The 26621-nt window shown below is 57.7% G+C and carries 21 protein-coding genes and 1 pseudogene; 6 read left to right on the forward strand and 16 right to left on the reverse strand.

Annotation, left to right across the window (positions count from 1 at the left end; all coding sequences use genetic code 11):
- Window positions 1–101: 101 nt before the first annotated feature.
- The 3 genes from mfd to BLIJ_RS09570 all read right to left on the reverse strand — a co-directional run bounded on the left by mfd (window position 102) and on the right by BLIJ_RS09570 (window position 4845).
- Complete coding sequence (gene mfd / locus BLIJ_RS09560) at window positions 102–3686, reverse strand: transcription-repair coupling factor (protein ID WP_012578129.1); 3585 nt, start codon at window positions 3684–3686, stop codon at window positions 102–104.
- Window positions 3676–4275 (reverse strand): aminoacyl-tRNA hydrolase, encoded by a 600-nt coding sequence (pth, locus tag BLIJ_RS09565; RefSeq protein ID WP_007053586.1) that lies wholly within the window; start codon window positions 4273–4275, stop codon window positions 3676–3678. The genes mfd and pth overlap by 11 nt, the downstream gene beginning before the upstream one ends.
- 135 nt (window positions 4276–4410) lie before the next feature.
- Window positions 4411–4845 carry a type II toxin-antitoxin system VapC family toxin gene (locus BLIJ_RS09570; RefSeq protein ID WP_014485047.1) on the reverse strand — a complete coding sequence of 145 codons (435 nt, stop codon included), beginning with the start codon at window positions 4843–4845 and terminating at the stop codon, window positions 4411–4413.
- A 265-nt stretch (window positions 4846–5110) separates the two neighbouring features.
- Here BLIJ_RS09570 and BLIJ_RS15310 point away from each other — a divergent pair, with 265 nt between their 5' ends.
- Window positions 5111–5284 carry a zinc-ribbon domain-containing protein gene (locus BLIJ_RS15310; RefSeq protein WP_174772733.1) on the forward strand — a complete coding sequence of 58 codons (174 nt, stop codon included), beginning with the start codon at window positions 5111–5113 and terminating at the stop codon, window positions 5282–5284.
- A gap of 427 nt (window positions 5285–5711) precedes the next feature.
- On the opposite strand, the gene BLIJ_RS09575 is transcribed toward BLIJ_RS15310, so the two are convergent.
- On the reverse strand, window positions 5712–6209 hold the full coding sequence (locus BLIJ_RS09575) for a GNAT family N-acetyltransferase (protein ID WP_012578131.1): 498 nt from the start codon (window positions 6207–6209) through the stop codon (window positions 5712–5714).
- 123 nt (window positions 6210–6332) lie between these two features.
- Window positions 6333–9575, reverse strand: a complete 3243-nt coding sequence (locus BLIJ_RS09580; protein ID WP_012578132.1) for a UPF0182 family membrane protein — start codon at window positions 9573–9575, stop codon at window positions 6333–6335.
- A gap of 172 nt (window positions 9576–9747) precedes the next feature.
- On the opposite strand from BLIJ_RS09580, the gene BLIJ_RS09585 reads away from it, so the two are divergent.
- Window positions 9748–10953: a glycoside hydrolase family 3 N-terminal domain-containing protein gene (locus BLIJ_RS09585; protein WP_012578133.1), complete on the forward strand. Its 1206-nt coding sequence runs from the start codon at window positions 9748–9750 to the stop codon at window positions 10951–10953.
- 96 nt (window positions 10954–11049) lie between these two features.
- Here the strand turns inward: BLIJ_RS09585 and nadD are convergent, their stop codons facing one another.
- The 4 genes from nadD to glyA form a co-directional block, all read right to left on the reverse strand.
- On the reverse strand, window positions 11050–11835 hold the full coding sequence (gene nadD / locus BLIJ_RS09590; RefSeq protein ID WP_014485048.1) for a nicotinate-nucleotide adenylyltransferase: 786 nt from the start codon (window positions 11833–11835) through the stop codon (window positions 11050–11052).
- Window positions 11832–12413, reverse strand: coding sequence for a hypothetical protein (locus BLIJ_RS09595; protein WP_012578135.1), 582 nt, complete (start codon window positions 12411–12413; stop codon window positions 11832–11834). Before BLIJ_RS09595 ends, nadD begins: the two co-directional genes overlap by 4 nt.
- A complete protein-coding gene (locus BLIJ_RS09600; protein WP_041982066.1) occupies window positions 12410–13705 on the reverse strand; it encodes a glutamate-5-semialdehyde dehydrogenase in 1296 nt (431 codons plus the stop codon). Before BLIJ_RS09600 ends, BLIJ_RS09595 begins: the two co-directional genes overlap by 4 nt.
- A 190-nt stretch (window positions 13706–13895) precedes the next feature.
- On the reverse strand, window positions 13896–15203 hold the full coding sequence (glyA, locus tag BLIJ_RS09605) for a serine hydroxymethyltransferase (RefSeq protein ID WP_012578137.1): 1308 nt from the start codon (window positions 15201–15203) through the stop codon (window positions 13896–13898).
- Between the two features lie 223 nt (window positions 15204–15426).
- Between glyA and thrC the strand changes: the two genes are divergently transcribed.
- Window positions 15427–16917: a threonine synthase gene (thrC, locus tag BLIJ_RS09610; protein ID WP_012578138.1), complete on the forward strand. Its 1491-nt coding sequence runs from the start codon at window positions 15427–15429 to the stop codon at window positions 16915–16917.
- Window positions 16918–16977: 60 nt separating this feature from the next.
- On the opposite strand, the gene BLIJ_RS09615 is transcribed toward thrC, so the two are convergent.
- Both BLIJ_RS09615 and BLIJ_RS09620 read right to left on the reverse strand, forming a co-directional pair.
- Window positions 16978–18123 carry a DUF1648 domain-containing protein gene (locus tag BLIJ_RS09615; protein ID WP_012578139.1) on the reverse strand — a complete coding sequence of 382 codons (1146 nt, stop codon included), beginning with the start codon at window positions 18121–18123 and terminating at the stop codon, window positions 16978–16980.
- A 2-nt stretch (window positions 18124–18125) separates the two neighbouring features.
- Window positions 18126–18575, reverse strand: a complete 450-nt coding sequence (locus BLIJ_RS09620; RefSeq protein WP_012578140.1) for a GntR family transcriptional regulator — start codon at window positions 18573–18575, stop codon at window positions 18126–18128.
- Between the two features lie 325 nt (window positions 18576–18900).
- Between BLIJ_RS09620 and BLIJ_RS13775 the strand changes: the two are divergent.
- Window positions 18901–19220 (forward strand): annotated as a pseudogene (locus tag BLIJ_RS13775) (cation transporting ATPase C-terminal domain-containing protein); the annotation flags it as partial.
- An 11-nt stretch (window positions 19221–19231) separates the two neighbouring features.
- On the opposite strand, the gene BLIJ_RS09635 reads toward BLIJ_RS13775, so the two are convergent.
- Genes BLIJ_RS09635 through BLIJ_RS09650 form a run of 4 tightly spaced genes read right to left on the reverse strand, consistent with a single transcriptional unit; the run spans window position 19232 to window position 21984 of the window.
- The gene (locus tag BLIJ_RS09635) at window positions 19232–19945 is read right to left on the reverse strand and encodes an ABC-2 transporter permease (RefSeq protein WP_012578141.1); all 714 of its coding nucleotides are present in this window, start codon (window positions 19943–19945) and stop codon (window positions 19232–19234) included.
- 2 nt (window positions 19946–19947) lie between these two features.
- Window positions 19948–20661: an ABC-2 transporter permease gene (locus BLIJ_RS09640; protein ID WP_012578142.1), complete on the reverse strand. Its 714-nt coding sequence runs from the start codon at window positions 20659–20661 to the stop codon at window positions 19948–19950.
- 6 nt (window positions 20662–20667) lie between these two features.
- Window positions 20668–21588: an ABC transporter ATP-binding protein gene (locus BLIJ_RS09645; RefSeq protein WP_012578143.1), complete on the reverse strand. Its 921-nt coding sequence runs from the start codon at window positions 21586–21588 to the stop codon at window positions 20668–20670.
- A gap of 21 nt (window positions 21589–21609) precedes the next feature.
- Window positions 21610–21984 carry a GntR family transcriptional regulator gene (locus BLIJ_RS09650; protein ID WP_012578144.1) on the reverse strand — a complete coding sequence of 125 codons (375 nt, stop codon included), beginning with the start codon at window positions 21982–21984 and terminating at the stop codon, window positions 21610–21612.
- 573 nt (window positions 21985–22557) lie between these two features.
- Here BLIJ_RS09650 and BLIJ_RS13780 point away from each other — a divergent pair.
- Both BLIJ_RS13780 and BLIJ_RS09660 read left to right on the forward strand, forming a co-directional pair.
- Entirely contained in the window at window positions 22558–23226 is a 669-nt protein-coding gene (locus tag BLIJ_RS13780) for a response regulator transcription factor (protein ID WP_158309821.1), read from the forward strand.
- Window positions 23216–24484: a sensor histidine kinase gene (locus BLIJ_RS09660; protein ID WP_014485054.1), complete on the forward strand. Its 1269-nt coding sequence runs from the start codon at window positions 23216–23218 to the stop codon at window positions 24482–24484. The genes BLIJ_RS13780 and BLIJ_RS09660 overlap by 11 nt, the downstream gene beginning before the upstream one ends.
- An 843-nt stretch (window positions 24485–25327) precedes the next feature.
- Here BLIJ_RS09660 and BLIJ_RS09665 read toward each other — a convergent pair.
- Entirely contained in the window at window positions 25328–26572 is a 1245-nt protein-coding gene (locus BLIJ_RS09665; protein ID WP_012578147.1) for an MFS transporter, read from the reverse strand.
- Window positions 26573–26621: the final 49 nt, after the last annotated feature.

Here is a 26621-nt window from a genome sequence, read left to right on the forward strand (position 1 = left end):
AGCGAATCATCGTCACAAACGACGGCCCGAAAATATGAATATGGCTCACCGGAGGTTGCCCGGTGAGCCATAGCTGGCTCGACTGTCGCCTCGCACCCCGCCTACAAACGGCTCTGCCGTTTGCTTAACGACGGGGTCCATGCCAAATCATCAAGCAACTGGTTGGTCCAGAGGACTACCTGGTCGGAGCTCATGGGGCCTTGGCCCAGGGAGCCGGTGAACGGGGTGGGGACGATGAGCTGGTGTGTGACCGGACGGTATTGGGTGCCCTTGTAAATACGACCCATACGCATCTGGATGGATTCGGGCGGGTCGATACGGCCGATGCGCACGCGGTTGGATTGCGCGAGAATCTCCGAAATGCCGATCTTGCGGGCCTTGAACTTCAGACGGGCCACATCGAACAAGGTCTCGAATTCGACCGGCGGCTTGCCGTAACGGTCGGTGAGCTCCTCTTCCAAATCCTTCAAATCGGCCTCGTTGCGGGCGGAGGCGAGCTTGCGGTACGCTTCCAGACGCAGCTTGTCCGAATCGATGTACCCGATCGGAATCGACGCCTCTATGGGCAGGTCGATGGATACGGCCACCGGCTCGACGTTCTCTTCGGGCTCCTTGTACTTCTCCACGGCTTCGGACACCATGCGTACGTACAGGTCGAAGCCCACGCCCTCGATATGGCCGGACTGCTCGTCGCCCAGAAGGTTTCCGGTGCCACGCAGCTCCAGATCCTTCATGGCCACGTCGAAACCGGAGCCGAGCGCCGTGTTCTGCGCGATCGTGGCGAGCCTGTCGTGGGATTGCTCGGTCATTGGCTTGGACGGGTCGTACAGGAAGTAGGCGTACGCGCGTTCACGTCCACGGCCGACGCGGCCGCGCAGCTGATGAAGCTGGCTCAGGCCGAAACGGTCGGCATGGTCGACGATCAGCGTGTTCGCGTTGGATATGTCAAGACCCGTCTCGATGATCGTGGTGCACACGAGCACGTCGATGTCACGATGCCAGAAGTCGCGGATGATCTGGTCAAGCTGCTTCTCACCCATCTTGCCGTGGGCGATGCCGACGTGCGCTTCGGGCACCAGCGTATGGATCTTGTCGGCGATGGACGCGATGTCCTGCACGCGATTGTGCACGTAGAACACCTGGCCGCCGCGCAACAGTTCGCGGCGCACCGCCGCGGTGACCTGCGCGTCCTCGTAGGCTCCCACATAGGTCAGCACCGGCAACCGGTCTTCGGGCGGGGTGGCCAGCGTGGACATTTCGCGGATGCCGGTCACGGCCATCTCCAGCGTGCGCGGGATAGGCGTCGCGGACAGGGACAGCACGTCCACATTGGTGCGCAGTGCCTTCAGCGTTTCCTTGTGTTCCACGCCGAAACGCTGCTCCTCGTCGATGATGACGAGCCCCAGATCCTTGAACGTGATCTTGGGGTTCAGCAGTTTGTGTGTGCCGATGACCACGTCCACCGTGCCGGACCGCAGGCCCTCGACGGTCCCGTTGATCTCCTTGGTGGTCTGGAACCGGCTCATGGCCGCCACATTGACCGGGAACCCTTCGAACCGTTCGCTGAAGGTCTCGTAATGCTGCTGGACCAACAGCGTGGTGGGCACGAGCACGGCCACCTGCTTGCCGTCCTGCACGGCCTTGAAGGCCGCGCGCAATGCGATTTCGGTTTTGCCGAAGCCCACGTCGCCGCAGATGAGGCGATCCATCGGCACGGGCTTTTCCATGTCGGATTTGACCTCGTCGATGGTGGTGAGCTGGTCGGCGGTTTCCTGATAGGGGAAGGCGTCTTCCAGCTCTTTCTGCCATGGGGTGTCCGGGCTGAACGCGAAGCCCTTGGCGCGCTGGCGGGCGGAGTACAGCTTGATCAGGTCGTCGGCGATCTCGTGGACGTGCTTGCGGGCCTTGGCTTTGGTGGCCGCCCAGTCGGAGCCGCCGAGCTTGTTGAGCTTGGGGGCTTCGGCACCGATGTATTTGCTGACCTGGTCGAGCTGGTCGGTGGGGATGAACAGTTTGTCCGCCGGGGCGCCGCGCTTGGAAGGCGCATATTCGATGACCAGGTATTCGCGAGTGGTTTTGTTGGCGCCGGTGCCGATGGTGCGCTGGCGCATTTCGATGAACCGGCCAATGCCGTGCTGCTCGTGCACCACGTAATCGCCTTTTTTGAGTTCCACCAAGTCGATGGCCTTGCGCCGGCGTTTCGGCGTTTTGGCCACGGCCACGGCTGAAGTGCGGCCGGTCAGGTCGCGTTCGGTGAGCAGGGCGATTTTGGCGGCTTTGTCCACGAAGCCGTCGATGGCCTGAGAGCGGATGACGTTGAAATTGGCGATGCCGGTAGTGTTGATCGCGCGCTTGAGTCTGGCCAAGGTGCCGGCCGCAGCGGCGGTGATGGTGACGTGGAAGCCGGCATCGAGCAGGCCTTCGATGCCTTGGGAGGCCTTGGCCTCATCCCCTCGGAATTCGGCCGGGTTCTGGGCGTCGAGCTGCACGTGGCCGGTCAGCGTGGTGTCCACGCCGAAACTGGTGAGGCGAATCACCGGATGTTCGGAGTATTCGAGGGAGCTGATGGTTTCCGCATAGTCGAGGAAGCTGGCTTCGTCGAAGCTGATGGGCGCGCCGGAGCCGTGGCCGGAGGCGGCCACATGCCAGCTGGCGGCCAGGAACTCGTTCGCGGTTTTTGCCAAGTCTTCGGCGGAACGGCGCAGTTTCTCCGGGTCGCTCAGGAGGATCACGGCATGCTTGGGCAGCATGGAGCCCACCGGTTCCAGATGGTCCACGAGTGCGGGCATCAGGGATTCCATGCCTTCGACCGGAATGGCGTTGGCGATGGATTCGAGCATGTCCTCAGCATTGGGAATCGAACCGACCAAGGCTTTGGCGCGGGCGCGCACGGCGTCGGTCAGCTGCAGTTCACGGCATGCGGTGGCCCAGATGGTCTTGAGGCCGTCGCCGTAGGTACGCTGGTCGGAGGCGTGGAATTCCTTGATGGTGTCAATTTCGTCGCCGAAGAATTCGATACGCACCGGGTGCGGTGCGGTGGGCGGGAATACGTCAAGAATGCCTCCGCGCACCGCGAACTCGCCACGGTCCATGACCAGGTCCACGCGCGTGTAGGCGTTTTCGATCAGACGTTTGGCGGCTTCGTCGAGTGGCAGGTCCTCCCCCACGGTGAACACGAGCGGCTCGACGTCGCCCAGTCCTTGGACGACCGGCTGGATGAGCGAGCGGATCGGCATGACGAGAATGCGAATCGGGCCGAACATCGGATCGGTATCGCTCGGATGCTTGAGTCTGCGGAACACGGCCATGCGGCTGGCCACGGTGTCCGCGCGCGGGCTCAGACGCTCGTGCGGCAGGGTTTCCCAGGCTTCGAGCTGGGCGATGTCGTTCGGGTCGCCATCATACCAGGAGCGCAGCGAGCCCACGGTCTCTTCGGCTTCGCGGCCGGAGGCCACGACCAGCACGACCGGCTTGCCGGGTTTGCCGGCCACACCCTGGCCTATGGCGGCGGCCAAAGCCGGGCGCAAACCTTCGGGGATGCCGGCCAGGACGGAGTTGTCGACGTCGTCCGAAACCTCGATGTCGCCAGTGGCGAGCCTAAGGAAGGTCTTGTCCTGTTCCAGCCCGGACAGGATGCCTACCAGTGAGCCGTTGATCAGGTCCGGGTGCGTCGCCTCACCGGCCATTGAACTTCTCCTGGGTCTTGGCAAGACCGTGGAAGATGATGTCCTCGGCGGCGTCAGCGCCGTCAGCCAGGAATTCGGGCAGCTGCTTGCGCTGGTCCGGGCCGAAGCCGCCCAGTACCCAGTTCACCGTGTTGTCATGCGCGTTCGCACCGCGCTTGGAGTGGCCGACGCCCATGCGCACGCGCGCGTATTTCGGCGTGCCAAGGGAACGGTCAATCGACTTGATGCCGTTGTGGCCGCCTGCGGAGCCGCCTGCCTTGACCTTGATACGACCGAATTCCAAGTCCATGTCATCGTGAATCACCACAATATGGTCGGGCTCGATCTGGTAATAGGCGCTAATGGAAGCCACCGCATTGCCGGAATCATTCATATAAGTCAGCGGCTTGGCCAGAAAGAACTTGACGGTGCGGCCGTCCAGGTTCATCACGCTTTTACCGAGCATGGCCAAGCCCTTGTGATCGGCGAAGTTCACCGTCCAACGTTCGGCGAGCACGTCGGCGGTCATGAAGCCCATGTTGTGCCGCGTGTCCTCATATTTTTTGCCGGGGTTGCCCAGTCCCGCAATCAGCCAGAAATCCGACGCCATAATCCGCTCCTCGTCCGTCTTCCTATATTCCCGTATGCACGTTCCGTACGTTCCGTACGTCATGCGCGCGTTCGCCTCGCGCACTGGCCCATGCCCGGCCGGATTCAACCGTCAAGATTGTACTCAACGCCGCCGTCAAGCCTTGGAATCGGCAAGCAGCAGGGCGCGGCATTGCTCGGCATCCATCGATCGGACCGATGAATGGTGAAACGCTTCGACGTCACGAGTCACGATGACGTCGGCGTCATTGTCCTCGGCAACGGCACGGATGATCCCGTCCTCGAAGTCGGGCTCATCGGACCGGTACGACATACACGCATGGCGTTCCATAAGTGGACGGATGTCGAACAATTCCATCAGTCCACCGATATCGTCTCGCGCCGCCCGCTCCTCACCATAATGCTTGCGCAACACGCAATACACGTCATTCAATGACGATACCGGCGCCATGATCTCAATGTTTGGCTGTGCAACGGCTTCCATGAGCAAATCAACACATTGTTTATGGAAAGGCGCTCGTTTGTCATTGCACAAATCGAGCAGAATATTCGTGTCAAACAGCAGTTTCATCCCGTTCCCCAAATCGTTCCATACGTGCCTGCGCGAGAATCTCCTCATCCGAAAGATCGCCTTCCGCCTCCGGCAAATTCCGGTCGGCGAAACGTTGAATCAGCTCCTGCTTTTTCCCACGCTCCCGCTCCTGAATCAGGGAGAGCGTCAGACGCTCGAATTCCGGCAGTTTCCCCGTATCCGCAAGGTAGTCGGTCAGATCACGAATCAGGTCCGCCGAGGATATTGCCGAGCGTGGCTGCGGACAGGTTATAGAGGATTCCCGATGGTGTCTTCACCTGCGCAACCAACTAGCGATGGATTCAACGCGACATCAGCCGTATCTCCCCTGCCTGCGCCGTCACCTGAACATATTGCAAAGCGCTATTGCACCAATTGCGGCACGCCTTGCCGAGTCTCCGCACGATTCTGCCCAAACTGCGGCAAACAGTTGGACTGATATGTCCGCCAATGCCGTATATCGGGCATCGGCGACGAGCCTTGATTGTGCAACGCCCCACGCTTCCCTGCAACCGGATGACATATTGCGGGACGGCAGCGGATTTTGGGCGTTTCTGGCGTGGCATCCCGCAAGCGTTATCGCACGTTATCTGCACCGAATCATAAGAATGGCAGAATTCCAATGATTTCGCAGGCAGAGTTGCGGGACGCTAGCTATGTGCATCGTTTGACGTATGTGGCATCCCGCAATCACGTGGGACGCCACGTCAAAACGGACGAAAATCGCGTGCTGTCCCGCAGTTTGCCGTTATCTGGGATAAGCGCGTCCGATATATGGCGTTCGAGGAAAAGAGCTGATCCGATACAACTTTTTAGTGTTATAGGACACCGGAATCCATGGAGAGCAAGGGTAAACCGCCTCGGGGCTACAGGTCCAAATACCAGTAGGACATGTCTCGCATGGTGCCGGTGGAGTCGGTGGCAGCGGCGGGCATGAGTCCGAATTGGGTGAAGCCGAAGCGGTGCATGAGGGCAATGGAGCCGGCGTTATCGGCGAAAATGATGCCGCAGGCCTTGCGCATGTGGCGGGCCCGCGCCTCGGTGAGCAGCCTGTCAAGCATGAACGTGCCTACTCCCCTGCCTTGCCATGCCGGATCGATGTAATAGGCCAAATCGGTGACACCGTCATATCCCGCGCGGTCATAGAACACGGAGAGCGCACCGAAGCCGATGATTGAACCGTCTTCCGATTCCACAACAAAAACGCCGTAGGGCGGCGTATGGGATTCGACCCAGGCGCGGCGTTGGTCGAGGGTGCGCGGGGTGAGGTCGGCGGTCGCACCGCCGGCCATCACTGAGGCGTTGTAGATGTCGGTGATGGCTTGGATGTCGGATTCGACGGCCGGACGGAAGGTGTATGGCATGAGGTTCCTTTGAATACGCAAATAGCCCGTCCTTATGATAAGGACGGGCTATGTCAGTTGAGGTAACCGACTCCCTTCAGTCGCCTTCTGCGATAGCTCCCCTCACCCTGAGGGGAGCCGGAACTACTTGTCGAGCTCGATGGCCTTGTTGAGGGCGTCTTCAAGCTCCTTCTGCGCCTTGCCGTAGGCGGTCCAGTCGCCGTTCTTCATGGCGGACTGGCTGTCCTTCATGGCTTGGGCGGCATCGTTCAGCGCCTGCTGGAGTTCGGGGCTGCGGTCGGAAGACGAGCCGGAATCCGACTTGCCGTCCGTGGTGCCGGACTGGCCACCATTGATATCGGAACCAGATTGGTCACCGGATGTGCCGCCGGAAGCCTGGTCACCAGACGATCCGTCACCGGACACGTTCTCAGCATCGCCTGCGGCCGCACCGGAATCACCACCGAACACCTGATCCAAGGCCTCATCCAACGTATCCGCGAATCCAACCTGATCACCGAACGCGACCAGCGTCTTCTTGAGCAGCGGGAATGAAGTCGCACCCGAAGACTTGACGTACACAGGCTGCACGTACACCAGTCCGCCACCGAGCGGCAGAGTAAGCAGGTTGCCGCGCATCACTTGCGTGTCGCCGGATTGCAGCAGGTTCAGTTCCTTGGACACGTCGGCGTTGGCGTTGAAGTTGTTCTGCGCCTGGCCGGGGCCCGGTACGTTCGAATCCTTGGGCAGCTCCTGCAATCGGATGGTGCCGTAGTTTGAACCTATCTTGCCCTTCTCATTGCCGGCATCCGAGTCGACCGACAGGAAGCCGGTGAGGATCTCACGGGTGGACTGGCCAGCCGGAATGTAGGTGGAGGTCAGCGAGAACACCGGTTCCTTGGTGCCACCGGTCTGCAAGGTCAGGTAGTACGGCGGCTGCAGGATGTCCTGGTCCTGCTGGGACTGGGATTCGGTCGGGTCGACCGGCGTCTGCCAGAAGTCCTCGCCGGAGTAGTACTGGCTGGCGGAGGTCACGTGGTACTTGGAGAGCAGCTCGCGCTGCACCTTGAACAGGCTTTCCGGGTAGCGCATGTGGCTCATCAGGTCGCCGGAGATATCGGAGAGCTGGTGGTACTGGCCGGGGAAGATCTTCTCCCATGCCTTGATTACCGGGTCGGATTGATCCCATACGTACAGATCCACGGAACCGTCGTAGGCGTCCACGGTGGCCTTGACCGAGTTGCGGATGTAGTTGGCCTTCTGCGAGCCCAAGGATGAGACCGTTGCGGAAGAGACGGTGGTGGAATCCTTGGTGGCGGAGCCGAGGTCGGTCATCTGCGAGTATGGGTAGGCATCAGAGGTGGTGTAACCGTCGACGATCCACTTGACGCGGCCATCGACCACGGCCGGATACACACGGCCGTCAAGCGTCAGGTACGGCGCCACCTTGGCCACGCGCTCCTTGGGGGAACGATCGTAAAGAATCTGCGATTCGCTGGTAACACGGTCGGAGAAGAGAATCTGATCGGAGCCGAAGCGGATTGCGTAGAGAATACGGGAGAACAGATTGCCAACCGAGGGGCCGCCGTCGCCCTTGAACGTGGTCAGGGCGCCTTCCGAACCGGTCGGGTAGTCGAACTCCCAAGCCTGCGTGCCCTCCGGTGCGCCGACGATCGAGTATTCGGTGGCGTTCGGCGAGAAGTAGATGCGAGGCTCATACTTTTCGGATTCAGTGAGCTTGCCCTGAGCAGGGATGCCGGATTCGAAGAATTCAGGCTGGCCGTCGGCGGTCACCTTGTTACCGTAAGCGGCCACCACACCGTAACCGTGGGTGTACACGGTGTGATCGTTGACCCAATTGCGGTTGTCGTTGCCGGCCAGGTCAAGCTCGCGGGCGGCAATCACGGTGTCTTGGGAAACGCCGTCGATCTCGTACTTGTCGACTGCCAAAGTGTCGGCGAAGGTGTAGTACTGCTTGGACTGCTGCAGCTGCTTGAATGTGGGGCTGACGACCTGCGGGTCGAGCAGACGAATCTGCGCGGTGGTGTCGGCCTCCTTGGCCAGAGCGCCCTGCTCGCCCTTGTCGGTTACCTTGTATTGCTCGGTCTTGAGCTTGTCAAGACCGTAGGCGGCGCGGGTGGCGTCGATATTGCGCTGAATGTAGGTGGATTCCATCTCCTGTGCGTTCGGGTTGACGCGGAAGCGCTGCAACAGCACCGGCCATGCCACGGTGAGCACGAGACCCACCACGACCACGACGGCAATGGAGGTCACCGGCACACGCCAGGCCTTGAGCGCGGCGGAGGCGCGCACGCCGATGGACGCCTGGCCTTCGAGCGTGTGGGAGCGCATGAGCCAGATGCCAAGCACCACGCCGAGAATGGCGGTCAGCGCGGCCATGATGAAGGTGACGGGGATGTGGGCGTGCACGGTGGTGTAGGAGGCACCGGTGATATGCGAACCCTGCCCGGTGAGCTGGTCGAATACGCCGATCACCTGGCGCACTGCCCAAGCGAACATGTTGAGCATCAGCCAGATGCCGAGCTGGCGGCGGCAACGCTTGGTGATGGAGAACAGGCCTCGGCCGTTGACCGGCATAGTGATGCGGATACCGCCCATCAGTACATGCGTGACCACCGAGAACACGAGGCCCACGCCCAGCAGCACGGCCACGGCGGCGAGCACGAGCTTCAGGCCCGGTAGCACAAACACGTAGAAGCCGTTGTCCAGACCGAACTGCGGATCGGTGGTGCCGAACGACTGCGCGTTGAACATGAGCAGAATCTCGCTCCAGTTCGCGTTGAACTGGGAACCGAAGATGACGCCGACGATCAGCGAAATCACCACGGCCACGCGGCGAGCGGTTTTCGAGCTGACGGATTTGCCCACCTCGACCACATCGCCGTTAATACGAATGGTGGATCCGTCTGCCGAATCAGGGCGTGCCCGGATAGCCAGCCATGCAGAGACGAAGCCGGTCAGGGCCATGAGCAGCGCGTAGGCCACCCACAGGCCGATCTTCACCCCGAGCTGGGTCCAGACCACGGACTGGAAGCCGAGCTGGCCGTACCACATCAGGTCGGTGATGAATCGGGACAGGCCGAAGAACAGACCGACGATGATGGCCAAAGCCAGCACCACGCCGATTAGAATCTTGCTGCCACGGCTGGCTCCTGAGCCACCGGACGCTGGCTTACGGGTGATACGCGGATTGGACGGGCCACGTGGAGGGCGGGATGACCCGGAGGGGCCGGCGTTGGTGTTGCGGGCCGGACCGTCCCCATCGGCCTCGACATCGAGGATGATCGGATCGTCATTGTTCGCACTATTGCGTCGTGAATCGCCGCCATTGCCGAACAGTACTGAGAAAGGATCGTTAAAAGACATAACTCAAGCCTATCGGAAGGGCGGGAGGTAGGTTATGCCCTGAGCACAGAATGAGGCAGCGTTCCGTTCTACGATCTGTTCTACGCTTGCCGGTATGAACAGACAACGGCCACATCATATGCGTCCCTCAGTACACGCCATACGCCAACTTCGGCACAGGAGCACTCCAATCGTGGCGACAATATGTGCTTTGGCAGTGGTGTTGGCCGGCGTGGCAGCCTACGAATGGCATGTCGGATGGTTCGCCAAATCCACATCAGACGGCAACACCGCCGCTCCCCAGACCTCCCGGACAAGTGTGTTACCACGCACCGACGCTCCTTCCCCGAAGAAGAACGACGCCCCGGCCGCACAAGCCCAACGTGCGGTATCCGCCATGACACTTGAGGAACGTGTGGGACAGTTAGTGATGGTGCCGTTGTTCGCCGGTTCCGATCCCTCCTCGTTGGCTTCAACAATCGCCGACGAGCACATTGGCTCGGCCATTCTCATTGGCAATTGGAATACCGGCGTCGATACGGTCAAGACCGCGACCGCGCAACTCCAAGGATATGCGCCGGCCGGCAATCGTCTCATCATCGCCACCGATCAGGAGGGTGGTCAGGTACAGCATCTGACTGGTACCGGTTTCGACACAATGCCCAGTGCCGTTGAGCAGGGCACAATGTCCGCTGACGCATTGCGTCAATCGGCAGGCACGTGGGGTTCGCAATTAGCTGCTGCTGGCATAAATGTCGATTTGGCACCGGTGCTCGGCACGGTGGTGGGCGATCGTGCCTCGAATGCTCCGATTGGCGCGCTGGATCGTGATTTCGGATTGGATGCGGCCGGTAACGCCGAGCATGGCATCGCCGTTATTGAGGGTTTGCGAGGCGCTCAGGTCGGTGCGGCGGTCAAACATTATCCTGGGTTGGGCGCGGTAAGCGGCAATACCGACTTCACCACCGAAGGCATTCTGGATACGACCACCACGTTGGACGGGGCCGAGGCAGGTGCCTTTGACCAGGCGATCACCAAGGCCGATCCTGCAATGGTGATGATGTCGTTGGCCACGTATCAATCCATCGATCCGAATAATCCGGCGGTGTTTTCTTCTACGATTATCGACGGCCATATTCGCAACGCCCTGAAATATACGGGCGTGGTGATTTCGGATTCGATATCTGCCGAAGCGTTAAGCAGCTACGATGTAAGCCAATTGGGAGTAAAGCTCGTCGAGGCGGGCGGCGACATGTCCTGCATCGGTCAGACGGATTACGTAAAGCCAGTTGTGGACGGCCTCAACGAACGGGCGAAGTCCGATCCGGCTTTCGCTTCGAAAGTGACGGCGGCGGCGACTCGCGTAATGACATTGAAAATCAAGATGGGACTGGCCTGACCGTTCATCCCTGTACTGGCGAGGATTCATGCGCGCTGATTCGCGCTAATCCTCACCAGCCCTCGTACGAATGCACACTAGTCCTCGTACGAATCGTCAGTCCTCGTATGAATACAGACCATGCTTGCCGATGTATTGCACCACGCCGTCAGGCACCAGATACCAGACCGGCTCGTCGTGTTCAGCGCGGCGGCGTACATCGGTCGAAGAGATGGCCAAGGCCGGGATCTCAAGCGTATCGACCTTGCCTTCGGGCAAGGTCACGCCGTCCGGGCTGAAGTAGCCGGGGCGCGTGACGGCCACGAAGTGGGCGAGGTCCCACATGAGGTCGGCGTCCTTCCACTGCATGATTTCGGCCACGGCGTCGGCGCCGGTGATGAAGAACAGCTCGGCGTCGGGGTGCTGGGCTCGGATATCGCGCAGAGTGTCGATGGTATAGGTGACGCCCGGACGGTCGATGTCGACACGCGAGACGGTGAATTTGGGGTTGGATGCGGTGGCGATCACAGTCATCAGATACCGATCCTCGGCGTTGGTGACGTGCTTGTCCAGCTTGAACACAGGTCGGCCAGTGGGCACGAAAATCACCTCATCGAGGTCATACACCCAGGCGACTTCAGAGGCGGCGACCAAGTGGCCGTTGTGGATCGGGTCGAACGTGCCGCCCATGATGCCGACGCGCAGGCGCGTATGCCAATTGCCGCGTGCGGAAAGCCGGCCTTTGCCATGGCTGCTGGCCCCGGCCGGTACGGACAGGTCGGACATACGCCGTTCGGTTTCGCCTTGGGTGACGGCAATGATTTCGGCGGGTTCGGCGGATTCCACTGATTTTCCGGACTGAACTGACGCAGCCGTTTTGTGGCTGCCGGCAATATCACTCATGCTTGGCCGCCCTCGCTGGCGGCATCATCAGCGGATTCGGTTTCCTCTTCGATTTCGCCGGCGGTGGGATTGTCTTCCTTAGGATCGATCTTGCCCATGTCTTCATCCCATTCGTCCTGAACCACGCGGCGAATCTCGGCGAAGGTGGGCAGCGGGAAGTCCGGCTGGTAGAGGCGGCGGACCTCGGCCACACGCTCGGTGATGCGGATAAGCGTGTCGGTCATGCCGTCAAGGTCACCGTCGTGCTCCATCTGGCTGTATCTGCCGATGTAGCCTTCCATGAGTTCCATGTGTTCGCGCACGATCTTGAGCTGGGCATCGTTGAGGTCCACGACTTCGGGCGAATCGGTCTCGGGCCAACCGATGAGCACGGCGTCCGCGTATTCGAGCGACGCACGCTGGGCGGCGGAGGCGATGCCATCCTCGATCTGCACAAGGAACACGTAGCGGACAATGCTCAGACGTTCGGCCGCGATCTTCAGGCCGAGCTTGGGATCGTTGAGGTCGATGTCGGGCCGCAGTTCGCTTGCCTTGTTTGCCGTGTCAGCCGTGATGTTCATGTTGCCGTCCTCGTTCATGCGCGCACCTGTCCTGTTCCGTAACCGATCCACTTGGTGGTGGTCATCTCCCGCAATCCCATGGGACCGCGTGCGTGCATCTTCTGCGTAGAGATGCCAAGCTCAGCACCAAAGCCAAACACGCCGCCGTCGGTGAAGCGGGTGGAGGCGTTGACCACGACCACGGCCGAGTCGATGCGCTTGGTGAATTCCTCGATGGCCGCATAATCCTCGGCGATGATGGATTCGGTGTGGCCTGTGGAATGCGTGTTGATGTGGTCGATGGCCGTGTCCAGGTCCGGCACCACCTTGATGCCCATTTTGAGGGCCAGGTATTCAGTGTCCCAATCCTCTTCAGTGGCGTGGTTGAGGTCAAGGCCCTCGATTGCCGCGCCGGAGATGATGTCGTACGACGTGGTGTCGGTCTGCAGTACAACGTTCGCCTCGGCCAACGCGGCGGCGATCTGCGGCAGGAATTCGGCGGCGACATCCTTATGAACCAATAGCTTTTCGGCGGCGTTGCACACGCCCACGCGCTGGGTTTTGGCGTTGATGATGATCGGGATGGCCTTGGCGAGATCACCGGACTTGTCGATGTAGATATGCACGTTGCCGGCGCCGGTTTCGATGACCGGCACTTTGGAGTTGCGCACGACGGCTTGGATTAGACCCGCTCCTCCTCGCGGCACGAGCACGTCGATATGGCCTCGCGCCTCCATCATGGCGGTAGCACCGGCGCGTCCGTACTGGTCGACGGACTGCACCAGTGTGGATTCGAAACCGTGGGCTTCAAGCACCGGGGCGATGACGCCCAGCGTGGCGGCATTGGTGCGTTCGGCGGCGTGGCCGCCTCGCAGCAGCGCGGCATTGCCGGACTTGAGGCACAGGCTGGACACGTCCACAGTGACGTTCGGCCGGGCCTCATAGATCATGCCGATGACGCCCATCGGTACGCGCGTTTGGGTAAGGCGCAGACCGTTGGGCAGGTTGTATCCGCGCACGATTTCACCGACCGGATCGGGCAGGGTGGCCACATGGCGCACGCCTTGGGCGGCGGCGGCCACGCGCGGCACGTCGAACAGCAGGCGGTCGAGCTTGCCCGCGTCCATGCCGTTTTCCTTGGATTCGAGCATGTCCAGCGCGTTGGCGGCTTCGATGTCCGCGGCGTGCTCGTCCAGCGCGTCCGCAATGGCGAGCAGCAGTTCGTTCTTGGCTTCGGTATTTGCCTGTGCAAGACGCTCCTGTGCGCGTGCGGCCTGATCGGCCTGGCGGCACACCGCGTCGAACACCTCAGGACTCAATTCATCGCTCATAACAGTCAAGCGTAACTCACAACGCGGCTGATTGCTTACTCCGACCCGCTTGTTATGGGATGTCTGACGTTTTGAATCGCAAACAGAACCGGCTCCCCTCCATCTCAGGCGGGAAGCCGGTGATGTGATGCGCTCCGGTCAGCGAATCATCACTAACCGGTACACCACGCTGGATTAGCGAATCAGCAAATCAGTGAATCTGGTCCAGGTCGGGGTAGAGCGGGAAGTCTTCGGCGAGCTTGTCGACGCGGGCCTTCAGCGCGGTCACGTCGGCGGACGGGCCGGCGGCGAGCGCGGTGCCGATGATGTCGGCCACCTCCTCGTATTCCTTCGGTCCGAAACCGCGCGTGGCCAGGGCGGACGTGCCGATTCTCAGGCCCGAGGCCACCGAGGCCGGGCGCGGGTCGAAGGGCACGGTGTTGCGGTTGATGGTGATGCCGCAGGCGGCAAGCAAATCCTCGCCCTGCTGCCCGTCCATCTCGCTGTTGCGCAGGTCGACCATCACCAGGTGCACGTCAGTGCCGCCGGTCAGCACGCTGATGCCGTTGGCCTTGACATCGTCGGCCAGGAGACGTTCAGCGAGAATCTTGGCGCCGTCGAGCGTGCGCTGCATACGGTCTTTGAATTCGGGGGTGCCGGCCACCTTGAAGCTCACGGCCTTGCCCGCGATCACGTGCATGAGCGGACCGCCCTGCTGGCCGGGGAACACGGAGGAGTTGAGTTTCTTGGCGTATTCCTGCTTGGCGAGAATGAAACCGGAACGCGGACCGCCGAAGGTCTTGTGCGAGGTGGAAGAGACCACGTCGGCGTATGGCACGGGGCTCGGGTGCAGGCCTGCGGCCACGAGTCCGGCGAAGTGGGCCATGTCGACCCAGAATTTGGCGCCGACCTCGTCGGCGATCTCCTTCATGGCCTTGAAGTCCTCGATGCGCGGGTAGGCGGACCAGCCGCCGATGATCATGGCCGGGTGGGTTTCGAGCGCGCGCTGGCGGATGATTTCCGGATCGATGCGGAAGGTCACGGGGTTCACGCCGTACGCCTCGGCGTGGTAGAAACGGCCAGAGAAGTTGATTTTCATGCCGTGGGTCAGGTGGCCGCCGTGGTCGAGGGCCAGACCGAGCACGGTGTCGCCGGGCTTGACGAGCGCCTGGTAGACGGCGGCGTTGGCCTGGGCGCCGGAGTGCGGCTGGACGTTGACGTATTCGGCGCCGAACAGGGCCTTGGCGCGTTCGCGGGCGATGGTTTCGATCTGGTCCACGTATTCACAGCCGCCATAGTAGCGGTGGCCGGGGTAGCCTTCGGCGTATTTGTTGGTCAGCACGGAGCCCTGGCATTGCAGTACCGCTCGCGGCACGAAGTTCTCAGAGGCGATCATCTCAAGGCCATTGCGCTGGCGGCCCAGTTCGGAGTCCAGCAGTTCGGCGATCTCAGGATCGGTTTCGCAGATCGGCGCGTTGAAAGCATCGGTCGCTTTCTGCGCAAGGGGTGAAGCGGTCATGGGTGCTCCTTTGGTATGTGCGACAATTGATTCGCCGCTGTCGCCTTACTGTATGGCCCGTTTGTAACCGGCCTGTTTCATGATATGGCCGGTCCCCGTTCGATGGCAATGGTGATTTTCGCCGGTGCGACCGGTCGGCTACGCGAGACGGACGGCCCTTCTGCCCACGGCCCACGCTAGACTGGTGTGGATTCATCATCCCTTTCAGGCAGAAGGATTCATCGTGACAACCACCTTCCATTCCACCCGCAGCACCACCGATTCGCTGACCGCCAAGCAGGCGATTCGTAAGGGCATCGCCGATGACGGCGGCCTGTTCGTTTCGGACGCGTTGGGCAAGACCAAGGTGGACGTGGCCTCCCTGCCGGGCAAGTCGTACCAGCAAATCGCCGCCGAGGTGCTGGGCGCGCTGCTGCCGGACTTCACGGCCGAGGAGCTGGGCCAGTGCATCGCCGACGCCTACGGCAAACAGTGGTCCGATGAGCGCATCACCCCACTCAAGCCCCTGGGTGACGATTACGTGCTCGAACTGTTCAACGGTCCGACTTCCGCGTTCAAGGACGTGGCGCTGCAGATCCTGCCGCGCTTCATGGCGCACACCACGCCGGCCGATGGCAACGCGGACGAGAAAATCATGATCCTCACCGCCACCTCCGGCGACACCGGCAAGGCCGCGCTGGCCGGCTTCGCGGACGCCCCGGGCACCGCGATCACCGTCTTCTACCCGGAAGGCAAGGTCTCCCAGGTCCAGGAGCTGCAGATGACCACGCAGGCCGGCGCCAACGTGCATGTGGCCGCCGTGGAAGGCAACTTCGACGACGCCCAGTCCGCGGTCAAACGCATCTTCGGCGACCGCGCCCTGGCCGAGCGTCTCGCCGGCAATTCGCACGTGGTACTTTCCTCCGCCAACTCCATCAACGTGGGCCGTCTGGTGCCGCAGGTCGTCTACTACTTCTCCGCTTACGCCCAGCTGCTCGCCGACCAGGTGATCAATGTCGGCGATGAGGTCGAGTTTGTGGTCCCGACCGGCAATTTCGGCGATATCCTCGCCGGCTACTATGCCAAGCTGCTCGGTCTGCCGGTCAAGCACCTCGTGGTGGCTTCCGACAAGAACAACGTGCTGTTCGACTTCCTGACCACCGGTACCTACAACCGCCAGCGCCCGTTCTTCCAGACCATCTCCCCCTCGATGGACATCCTCATCTCCTCCAACCTGGAGCGCATGCTGTACTACTTGTCCGAGGGCGACACCCGTCTGATCTCCATGCTGATGAACGACCTCAACAAGTGGGGCACGTACGAGATCCCGGAAGAACTGCTGGCCAAGATTCGTCAGATCTTCGGCACCGGTTGGGCCGATGAGGATCAGGTACGCGAGTCCATCAAGCACTGCTGGGACGAGAACCACTACGTGATCGACCCGCACACCGCCTGCGGCTACTACCTGCTTGAGCAGATGCCGCGAGACCCGCTGACCCCGCGCGTGCTGCTCTCCACCGCCAGCCCCTACAAGTTCCCGCGCGTGGTGAACGAGGCATTGGGCTTCGACGCCACCGGCACCGACTTCGAGTGCATGGATGTGCTGGCCCACGAGACCGGCACCACCGCCCCGGCCGCCCTGCGTGGTCTCGAGACCGCCGACGTGCGTTTCAAGGACGTCGTGGCCATCGACGGCATGGAGGACTACGTGGAGAAGGCCGCCCAGGCGCTGTAAACATACCAGCACATTGGCTCCCCTCAGAGAGGGGAGCCATTTTTTACATCAGAATTGCGTTTACATCAGTATCGCGGCGACTGGCAGTCCTATGGCGATTGCCAACAGCACGATAGTGCCGATGATCACGCTGGGGCGTGCGAGGTTGACGGTCCAGCCGACGCCGAAACGTTTAGGAACCATGATGGCCGGATCGTCACGGTTGATGTAGATGATGCCGCCAATCCAGTGCAGGTCATCGTCATACGGCATAACATCATCGTCCGAATCGTCACCGCCGTCACTGTGCCGAACACCGGCATAGACGCGCGCCCCGTTCTGCCCGTAATACACGCCGATCATCAGCGCGCCGACCAGAGCCGCCACAGCGATGAACATGCCGATGATGCCGATTAGATTGACATCCAGCACGCCAATGGCGACAAGCTGAACGCCTAGGCCCAATCCACCGGCTGTCAGCAGTCCGATGACCAGCACGTAGATGCTCCAGACCCGCGAGAACACACCATAGGCATACCCGGTGGTGGCGGGGTGGTCGGGATCAATCGGGTGCTTGGCGTAGATGATCGCGACATGGCTGGCCACCATCACCGCTGCCAGCACCACCTGCGCGAGCACGGCGTACCAAATCACCATCGGACTCTTCTCGGCCCAGCCGTTCACATTGCCGGCGATATCCGCATGAATCGGCACCCGCTCCGGCATCCGGTCATAGCCCAGCAGCCCGACCGCAATGGTGACAGCGAGACAAACGACTTGCAGCAATTCCCACTTCAGGCTCAGCGGGTCGGGATTGTCCCGCTCACCTATCAATGCCGCACGGCGAGCACTGGACGCCTCCCATCCCTGATTGGTTTTGATGGACAGTACTTTGCGGCGAAACATCTGCTGCAGCACGAAACCACATATCGCAATCGCCACCGCTGCGATGGACACAGTCCAGAACGCCGCGTCGACTCCGCAGAGTTGCCAAACGGCCAGCGAGACCAGTATGGCGCATACGCCAAGCGCCACCGTAATTCCCGAAAACGCGACTTTAAATCCGCGAATGCGCGTATTGACATGGGCGGCGGCCGGCACTGTGACACCGAACACCTCATGCCGGTCGGTAACCCATGGAACCCCTGCCAGGCCGGCGGTCACTATCACCGGCAACAGTAAAAACGCACACAACGCGATGTTCATCGACACGACTGTATTATTCATCGTTATCTCCCCTGATTTCCTTTTGTTGCACCGTCAGTAACGCTCTGCGAGGAGCGCACGCCGTATGCCCGTTCGCATTGCCGTTTGGTGGCATCGAGGAATGCGGCCGAATCACCGCCGCGCGCCCTGTAGGCCAAGGCAAGGCGATAGAGTTCCTCGCCCATCCGCTCATCCTGTGCTTCGGCAGTTCGGTTCGGTGCTTCTCCCCCGCCGTCATGCTCGGCGACGGTTGCACCGGCACCACGACGCATAACGATGTATCCCTCGTCACGCAACAGCGCATAGGCCTTGTTCACCGTGTGCAGGTTGATGCCAAGGTCCACGGCCAGCGAGCGCACGGACGGTAACGAGTCACCTGGCGACAGCTCATCGCCCGCGATGGCTGCGATGAGCTGCCTGTGCAGCTGCTCGTAAATCGGCACGTCACTGCGCTGATCGATTTCCACAATCACGGTCAATTCCACCCCTCTCAAGAACTGTTCTATTTGTTCTACATCAAATATAACAGTTTTGCCGTATGAGTCAAGATATGCGAATCTCGGTTGAACATCCGGCAATGGGCCAACGGCGTGTTGCTTGAATTTTCTAGGAAGGCGGGAATCGCCATGCTGCCGGCGAATGGGAAAATCCATGTGGCTTGTCAGATTCTGTTCCTGCAACTGAATAGTCCCATGAGGGAGTAGACAGCATTGCGGCGAAGGGCTCGGCCCAAACCGCAATAAAGCGTGCCGAGCGCCAAAGCCGCCAACACCGGTATGACGCCGCTGCAGGAGAAGCTCGCGAAGCTGGACGAACTTCATGGGCGGCACCGCCGAACAGCAGTCGACCATTCTGTTCACGCTGTTCGTGGTATTCCAGCTGTTCAGCAGTCGACCATTCTGTTCACGCTGTTCGTAGTATTCCAGCTGTTCAACGCCTTCAACAGCCGCGAGCTGGGCAACGCCAGCCTGTTCGCCAATCTGCTACGCAATAAGGTGATGATCGGCGTGTTCGCGCTGATGTTCGCACTTCAGGTGCTGGTGGTGCAGTTCGGCGGAGCGATGTTCCGCACCGTGCCGCTGCCGATCGACATGTGGCTGAAGATCATCGCGGTCGGACAGATGCGCGGTTAGAGTTCTTTGGCTCGGTAGATGCGGATGGCTATAAGCATGGAGCCAAAATATGCGAGCAGACACAACACGGCGAGAACAAGCGCCGTATGCCACCAGATCGTCAGGAAATCGGCAATATTCAGCAATAGCCATTGCCAGTCAACAGGCAATCGGGCCAGCAGCGCAATGACTGCATACAAGCCGACAATGACCGCGCCAGAGGCCATCATCATCTTGCGGGAGGTGAACCGGTATGCACAGGCCAGCAGCACCGACCCAAGAATGATAGCCAAAGCGAAGATGGAAGCACCTGCTGCCAAGGTACCAATCCACCCCATATCTGCTATATCGCCAAAGACAATGAAGACGCCGCCGCATATCACCACGTCCAAAGCCCAGAGCAGGCCAACCACCAACAGAAAAAGGTACCGACCTACAACTTGTGCAGTGCGTGAAACAGGAATCAGCCCTCGCATGGCACTGTGCCCTGCAGATTCCTCGGATGACGCAGGCCCCAATGCACTCATACATGCCATCGTCGATGCCAAACCTCCGAGTCCGCCCATCAGACCACTGGCAACGTGTTCATCGACGTGGGTCGATATCATCACCAGCGATATCACGATAGACAGCACCGGGAAAACCAGCAGAAATACCATATTCGCCACGCTGAACAGACCCGTCCCGACACAATCGAATCGACATTGCTTTACTACGGATTTCCAGCTCATCGTCACCATTCCCTTGAAGCAAATATGCGAGAGGCAATTACATACGAGATTCCATATGCCACAACCGTCGTTGTCAATACCGCAATAACCAGCCACAATCGTTGCGCGATGATGGCATTCGCGGCATGGGCCAATCCTTTGGTCACCGAAGCAGGCAAAATAGATAGCAGTATGGATACAGCCAATACAACGACATAAATCACCATCATCGTGACTTGAAGACCGCCTAGTTTGGTCCACAGATAACCCGTGGGCACGATAAGCGCGACCATCAGCGCGGTGCAGAAACCTCCCAACGGAGCCGCCCACAGATTGCCCGCGAATGACCAATCCGGATTGACCAGCACTTGCAACCCGTCAATCAGCACGATCATCGCTATCGACAATGCGGAAATCACCAATCCAACCACATATCGCGCGGCCACCTGACTCTTCCTCGAAGCCGGAATAATGCCACGAAGTCGATATCCGTTCTGTAAGTCAGCAACCGCCATGGTTAGCACCCACATGGCGCAGGTGAATACCGTCATGATGACACCCATGCGATAGCCGAAGCCATCACCATAAGCTTCACCTTGAAAGATGACGGAGAACAACGGTGCCAACAACAACGAGAACACAGTCCGTTCGCCGACGCACAGGTAGGCCATATCGACGCGCAATGCAGTGGCCAATGCATGTTGCCGAGACCGCGACACCCTCAGTATTGCCTCCATGGCCGCTCACCTCCCGCTCAAGTCACGATTGGAATCATGGGCATTGGTCAGTCGAATGATGTCATCAATGGAAGCCGATTCAACGACAAGCCCCGAAACCACCGACGCAACAGCATCAAGCCTGTCTGACCGGACCAGCGCATCGAATCCGGTGGCATACGTATGTGAGCCCAGCACCACGTCCGCAGGCAGTTGTGCCAGTTCGTCTGGACCGCTCTTAATCAGGCGGAACGATTCCTCAAACTCGTCTTTCGGACCGGTGTAGTAGAGGCGGCCATCGGTGATGTAGGTAATGAAGTCAGCAGCACGTTCGAGGTCGGCAGTGATATGGGTGCTGAACAGTACCGAATGTTCGCCATCCTCAATGTAGGCATGCAGGATATCCATGAGTTCGTCGCGGGCAAGCACATCGAGTCCGCTGGTCGGCTCGTCGAGAATCAGCAGCTTGGCATCATGACTCAATGCGATGGCCAGCATCAGCTTCATCTGCATGCCGCGGGAAAGATCCTTGATATGTTTCTTGCCGTTCTGTGCGTCACCAAGGCCAAAAGTATCCAGATACTTGTGATAGCATCCACCGTCCCATGATGGATACAGTGGCGCGACAATACGTTCAATGTTCTTGACTTGCCACTGTTCATGCATGTAGCTGAAGTCGAACACCACGCCGAGTTGTTCTTTGACGGGCTCCTCGTTGGCGATGTTGTCGAAGCCGAGCACGTGAATCGAACCGGCGTCGCGGTGGATCATGTTGAGGATGAGTTTGATGAGGGTGGATTTGCCGGCGCCGTTCGGGCCGATCAGTCCCATGATGTAGCCCTTGGGCAGGTCGAAGGTCACGTCGTCCAGCGTGAAGCCGGAATCACAGTGTTTGGTGACGTCGGTGACCTGCAACGCCATCGCGTCGGATTCGGATATGGCGGTCATGTCCATGGTCCTTTCTTGAGGTTATTCCTTGCGGTATTCCTCTTCGAGCATGCGGTCCAATGCGTTCAGCGGAATGCCGGCGGCTTTGGCGCCCCGGCTTGCCTCGGCCAGGCTTTCGCGAATCTGGGTTTCGAGCTGACGTTGCATCAGTTCGTTGCCCTTGTCCATCACGAAAGTGCCTTTGCCTTGAATGTTCTGCACCACGCCCTCATCGGCCAGTTCGTTGTACGCCCTGGTGACGGTGAGTACGGAGATGCGCAGCTCCTTGGCGAGTTTCCTCAAGGAAGGCAGGGCCTCGCCCGCCTTCAACTCGCCACTGAGCACCGCCGAATGGATTTGGGTTTTGATTTGCTCGTAGATGGGTTCACCGGACACGGATGAGATGATCAGTTTCACCTATGCCCCTTTCGATTGTGGTTGACTAGCACCCCAGCTGTTTAGCTGTTATACAACACAGTATAACTGTTCTGCTTAACTGTCAAGGTGTGTTACATAACAGTCGAACAGTGAGCAACAAGCAATGAGCAGGCAAATCCTTTGACAACGGCCGCTTTCCATTGAACAGACACGCCACGAACGCTATTTGTGCGTTGTCCAATTCCGATGAGATCAGACGGGCGGCCTCACATTCCTTCAACATGAACCGTTAGAACAGACGATGGAATTCGGCTGGTTCGTCCCCCGCTCCATTTCGTGGAGCGTTGATCACGGACAGCCGAATGTCCACTTGGTTTTTTCTCTCGGGGTTCTCAGCGACTTTCCATCAGGTGAAAAATCGAGAGGAGCAAAGCATCGAAGAGCAACCGCAGGAGAAAAACGTCATGCGTAAAGAACAAATCAAAATATGACCAGCGGCTATCTGTGCCTATCCAACGAATAGGTCGTTGCAACCTATTCATAAAAAGAGACATACCATAACTATATATTATCGACAAGATGAATAATGAGCCGAGAGAAGAGGACTCTTCCGTGGAATGCTACCATAGCACGGCGGTTGCATCAGCCGCCACCCATATTGCACTGCTGGATAATGACGCAATTGTGTTAAAAGGATTACAACAGATTATCGAATACAATCACTTAGGAAGCATTACGTGGACCACTCGGAGCGGGAGAGAGGCTGTACAAAGATGCTCAAGTGCCGTAGATACACCGCATTTGCTGCTGTTCGATATGTCTCTTGACGGAATGTCTGGTATAGACGTATGCCGTCAGATTCGCAAAAGAAGCGCATCCGTGCTGCTACTTGGCATCACGGCTTTCCCCCTAGAACGGTACATTTCTCGGCTGATTCAGGCTGGGGCACAAGGACTAGTTGCAAAAGACGAAGAAAGACAAATCGCTGAAGTTACGCGTTGGGTATTAAATAAGGGGGGCTGCGGAAATGGGTTCGAAACGGCCCGTAATGCGCATATGCGACTGAAACACGAGACAAATGACATCCGCATGCTGTTATCCGACAGAGAAGAAGAAATCATGATTCTTCTCAGCAAAGGACTATCCATATCAGAAGCCGCGAATCGCATGCAAATTGGACAGGCTAGTGCAGCAACATATCTTAATAGAGCTCGTCGTAAGCTCAAAGCGGAAACAGTGCGCCAAGCAGTAGCTATCTGGACAGGTGATTATGAACAGTAACATCAAAAAACATCCATTCAGATTAATTATAGTGTTACTCTCCTTATTTTTTTCGATAATTGATTGGACAGAGAGACCCACCACATCTGCGTATGAAATATTATTTGGCTTCATCCACATCGGATTGCTGTTAATCGCCCTATGGTTCCCACGCATTAGTTTCGTAGGATTAATTTTTATGGAATCAGTTGCGTGTAGCTTACCTGTCCTAAATGGGCCAAGCCGTTTCTGGGGCATCTATTGCACTATCGGACTCACTGCATATGAAACGGGTATCTCTATCACGACAGTTTTAGGTATATTTGTATTCTTAGGAATTCAATGCTATCAGATAGCGCGATGGAATAATGGCGAGATAGACATAATCAGCATAACAGTGTTTCTGATGTATGCAGCAGCCACCGTGATTGTCGGATATGGTTTTCATTGGTGGAAGACGACAAATGAACAACACCTTCAAAATTATCAAAGCAAAGAGTACGAACTGCAACATTCTTTTTCTCTGCAAAATAGCGACAACGCTATCATGCTTCATGACTCCGTTGCCCAGTGTTTGACGAGTATACGATTGATTGCGCAACGGCAATCAAATGATCCCCAGAATGATGCCTGGGAGAAGATAGATAAAATTGCACGAAAAGGATTAGAAGCAACCAGAGATATTATCGATACAATGATTCAAGATAATAATGAAAATGGAATACCCATAGAGTCGTCCGAATGGTGGTTAGCGGTAAAACGGTTAACCGACGAATGCGACTATATACTCCACCAACATGGGTTTACTGGCACTACTGAAATCATTAATGGTGGGTTTACGGTACAGCAACAGGTGACCGTAAAGAATATCGATATTCTGCATGAAGTACTGAGAGAACTATGCTCCAACATTATTAAACACGCGCCAAAGTATAGCGAATTCCAGTCCAGCATAGCCCTGCAGAAATCACAAACAGAAATAGTCATGTCCAATAGCATGTCCACAATACCGGACGAAGAAAGGTCGGGCCGCGGGCTAGAGTCACGCAGGCGCAAGCTTAACCTAATCGGTGGTGAAATTGATCACGAAGTGGATGGCGACACATGGATTGTTTATGCGCGTATACCTTTAACTATGGTTTCACCGGACAAAGCAGCCACGGAATCCATGGAGGACAACGAACACGAGAAATATTCACCGAGGAAAAGGGGAAAGACGCGCTCTGTTGAATGCCAAAGGGAACAGATGGCACGGAAGGAGCACAAAGCGCAAAAGTAGTGATTACAGATATAACGAAGCTCATTAATACTCCTAGAACAATAACAACTGGTTTAATTGAAACCTATTATATAGGTACAATGACCGAGTCGTATGGAATCGTGTAATCGTCAGAATTACATCATAATTACCTGAGAGGATGTCATATGTATTGAAGGTATTTAGCGACTTACCTCTATATGCGCACGTTCTACAATCATATAAAAGTCATGTATTCTGCGAAGACATTAATGGAGAGAACCCTAGCCCAACTCCGCGCTTCATAACCGATTTTTAGCATAGCAGCAGAGGGTATCCAAGACACTAATATTTATCATATTCTACCATCACCAGAAAAAAAAAGGGCTTCCTGTTTTCCGAATGTTCGACTAAACAAGCAGATTCACAGCACCGAATGGATACCCAACCACAACAAACATATCAACACATCCAGCCGGATAACACCTTGAATCGTTCACTGTCAGGGAGTACTAAATACCCCATAAACTCCATCTCCGTTCATCGAAAAACGATGTTTGTCACGGGAAACCCCTATGCGAAGCAATACGAAACGGCATGTTCTAGCCGCCTCCAAGAACGTTTATTGGTCAAAAGACGACGACACACCTATGTGAGCGATGACATTAATGCCCGAACATGGCAACTGTTGAGACGTAACGCGCAAAGCGCATCTGGTAAGGTCAGTTATCAGCTAGTTCACGATATCTTTGTTTCCCCAAACGACGTAGTATACTGCTTCACCGTCCTTGGCGTTTCGCGTAAACGGACCTTTTCAGGATGTTCGACCTTGCACCGTGTGGGCCGCAATCGGCTATATCGTTGTGAACATCGAGCTAATGGCGATTAAACATCGCTACTATTAATAATCCCTGAGGAATTCGAACGGTGATCTATAAGGTAACAAAATGGGAAAACAATGATGACCAGGACAATCATTATTGAGGAGGATACAGTAAGTACGACGGCAGCATGAATAGTGCCAGTGAAGCCGTATAAACCGTAGGCGAGAGGAATTAGACCGAAGCTAATTGCATAATCAATTGAGGAAACTCGTCCCATGTGCCGCTTATCGACGCATGTCTGCATAGTAGATCCCCAGAACACGCCAGACAATTCCAGTCCAAGCCCAGCAACAAATGACGCCACATACCACAGTACTTGGATGTCCAAAGTACCTACAACAAAAATCGGCATAATAGCTAAAGCGCCAAATAACACTGATTTAGAAAACATGTGCCTAGGCCTTTCCAACTTTAACGCGATGAGACTGCCGCAAATGTATCCAGATGAGGTGATAGATGCCATCAGGGACCATGCGCCCCGGCCACTCTCTTGCACGACCCACAAGGGCATTGTGACGTCTGTTGCCCCGGATTGTACGGCAAGGAACAACGCCCAGAACGGCACTCCCACTGCTAACCAAATATAAGTATGGAACAAACTGGGAATAGAACGTAATGCAGAAATCATGGAAGCATCATCATCGTTGTTATTAGCCTCGTCATCGCAGCTGGGCATGAGTTTCAACGATAGAACAAGCGGCATGGAGACAGCCAGACACACAGCACCATCCAGAAATAGAAAAGAAGGTGATATCAGTTGAGCAAGCCATGCACCAAGAAGTGGACCGACCACCGAGCCGGCATTGCGAAACGTACGTATCAAGCCGTTGGCACGTACAATATCTTCAGGGGGAGCAATCGAAGGCAATAAGGCGAACAAGGCTGGCGAGCCGACCGCACCAATGATACCTGCGGCCAAACTGATTGCTTGCACGGGCCATCCAAGACCACTCAACTGCACGACCCATGTTCCGACTCCATAGGAAATAGCTAGACCACCCAGCATTCCTGAGGCAAGAGTTTTCCGCGGCAATCGATCCGCTAAAACACCACCCAGAAAAGCCATGACCAAGGTGGGCAGCGTCTTAAACATGAGTACCAAGGCTAGGCCCAAGCTGTCAGATGAAGCTGCTCCAGTGAATACAACACCGCATGTGAAGAACGCCGAGGACATTGCTTGCATGCCCTGGACCAATGCCAGTTTGGCTACCTGCCAGCGTACGACACTCCCGACATTCTTCACCATGCTCGAACAGCCTCCTTTTGTTTTATCATGTATTTAAAACGTAACTATA

It is taken from the genome of Bifidobacterium longum subsp. infantis ATCC 15697 = JCM 1222 = DSM 20088, from assembly GCF_000269965.1.
Taxonomy (GTDB): Bacteria; Actinomycetota; Actinomycetes; order Actinomycetales; family Bifidobacteriaceae; genus Bifidobacterium; species Bifidobacterium infantis.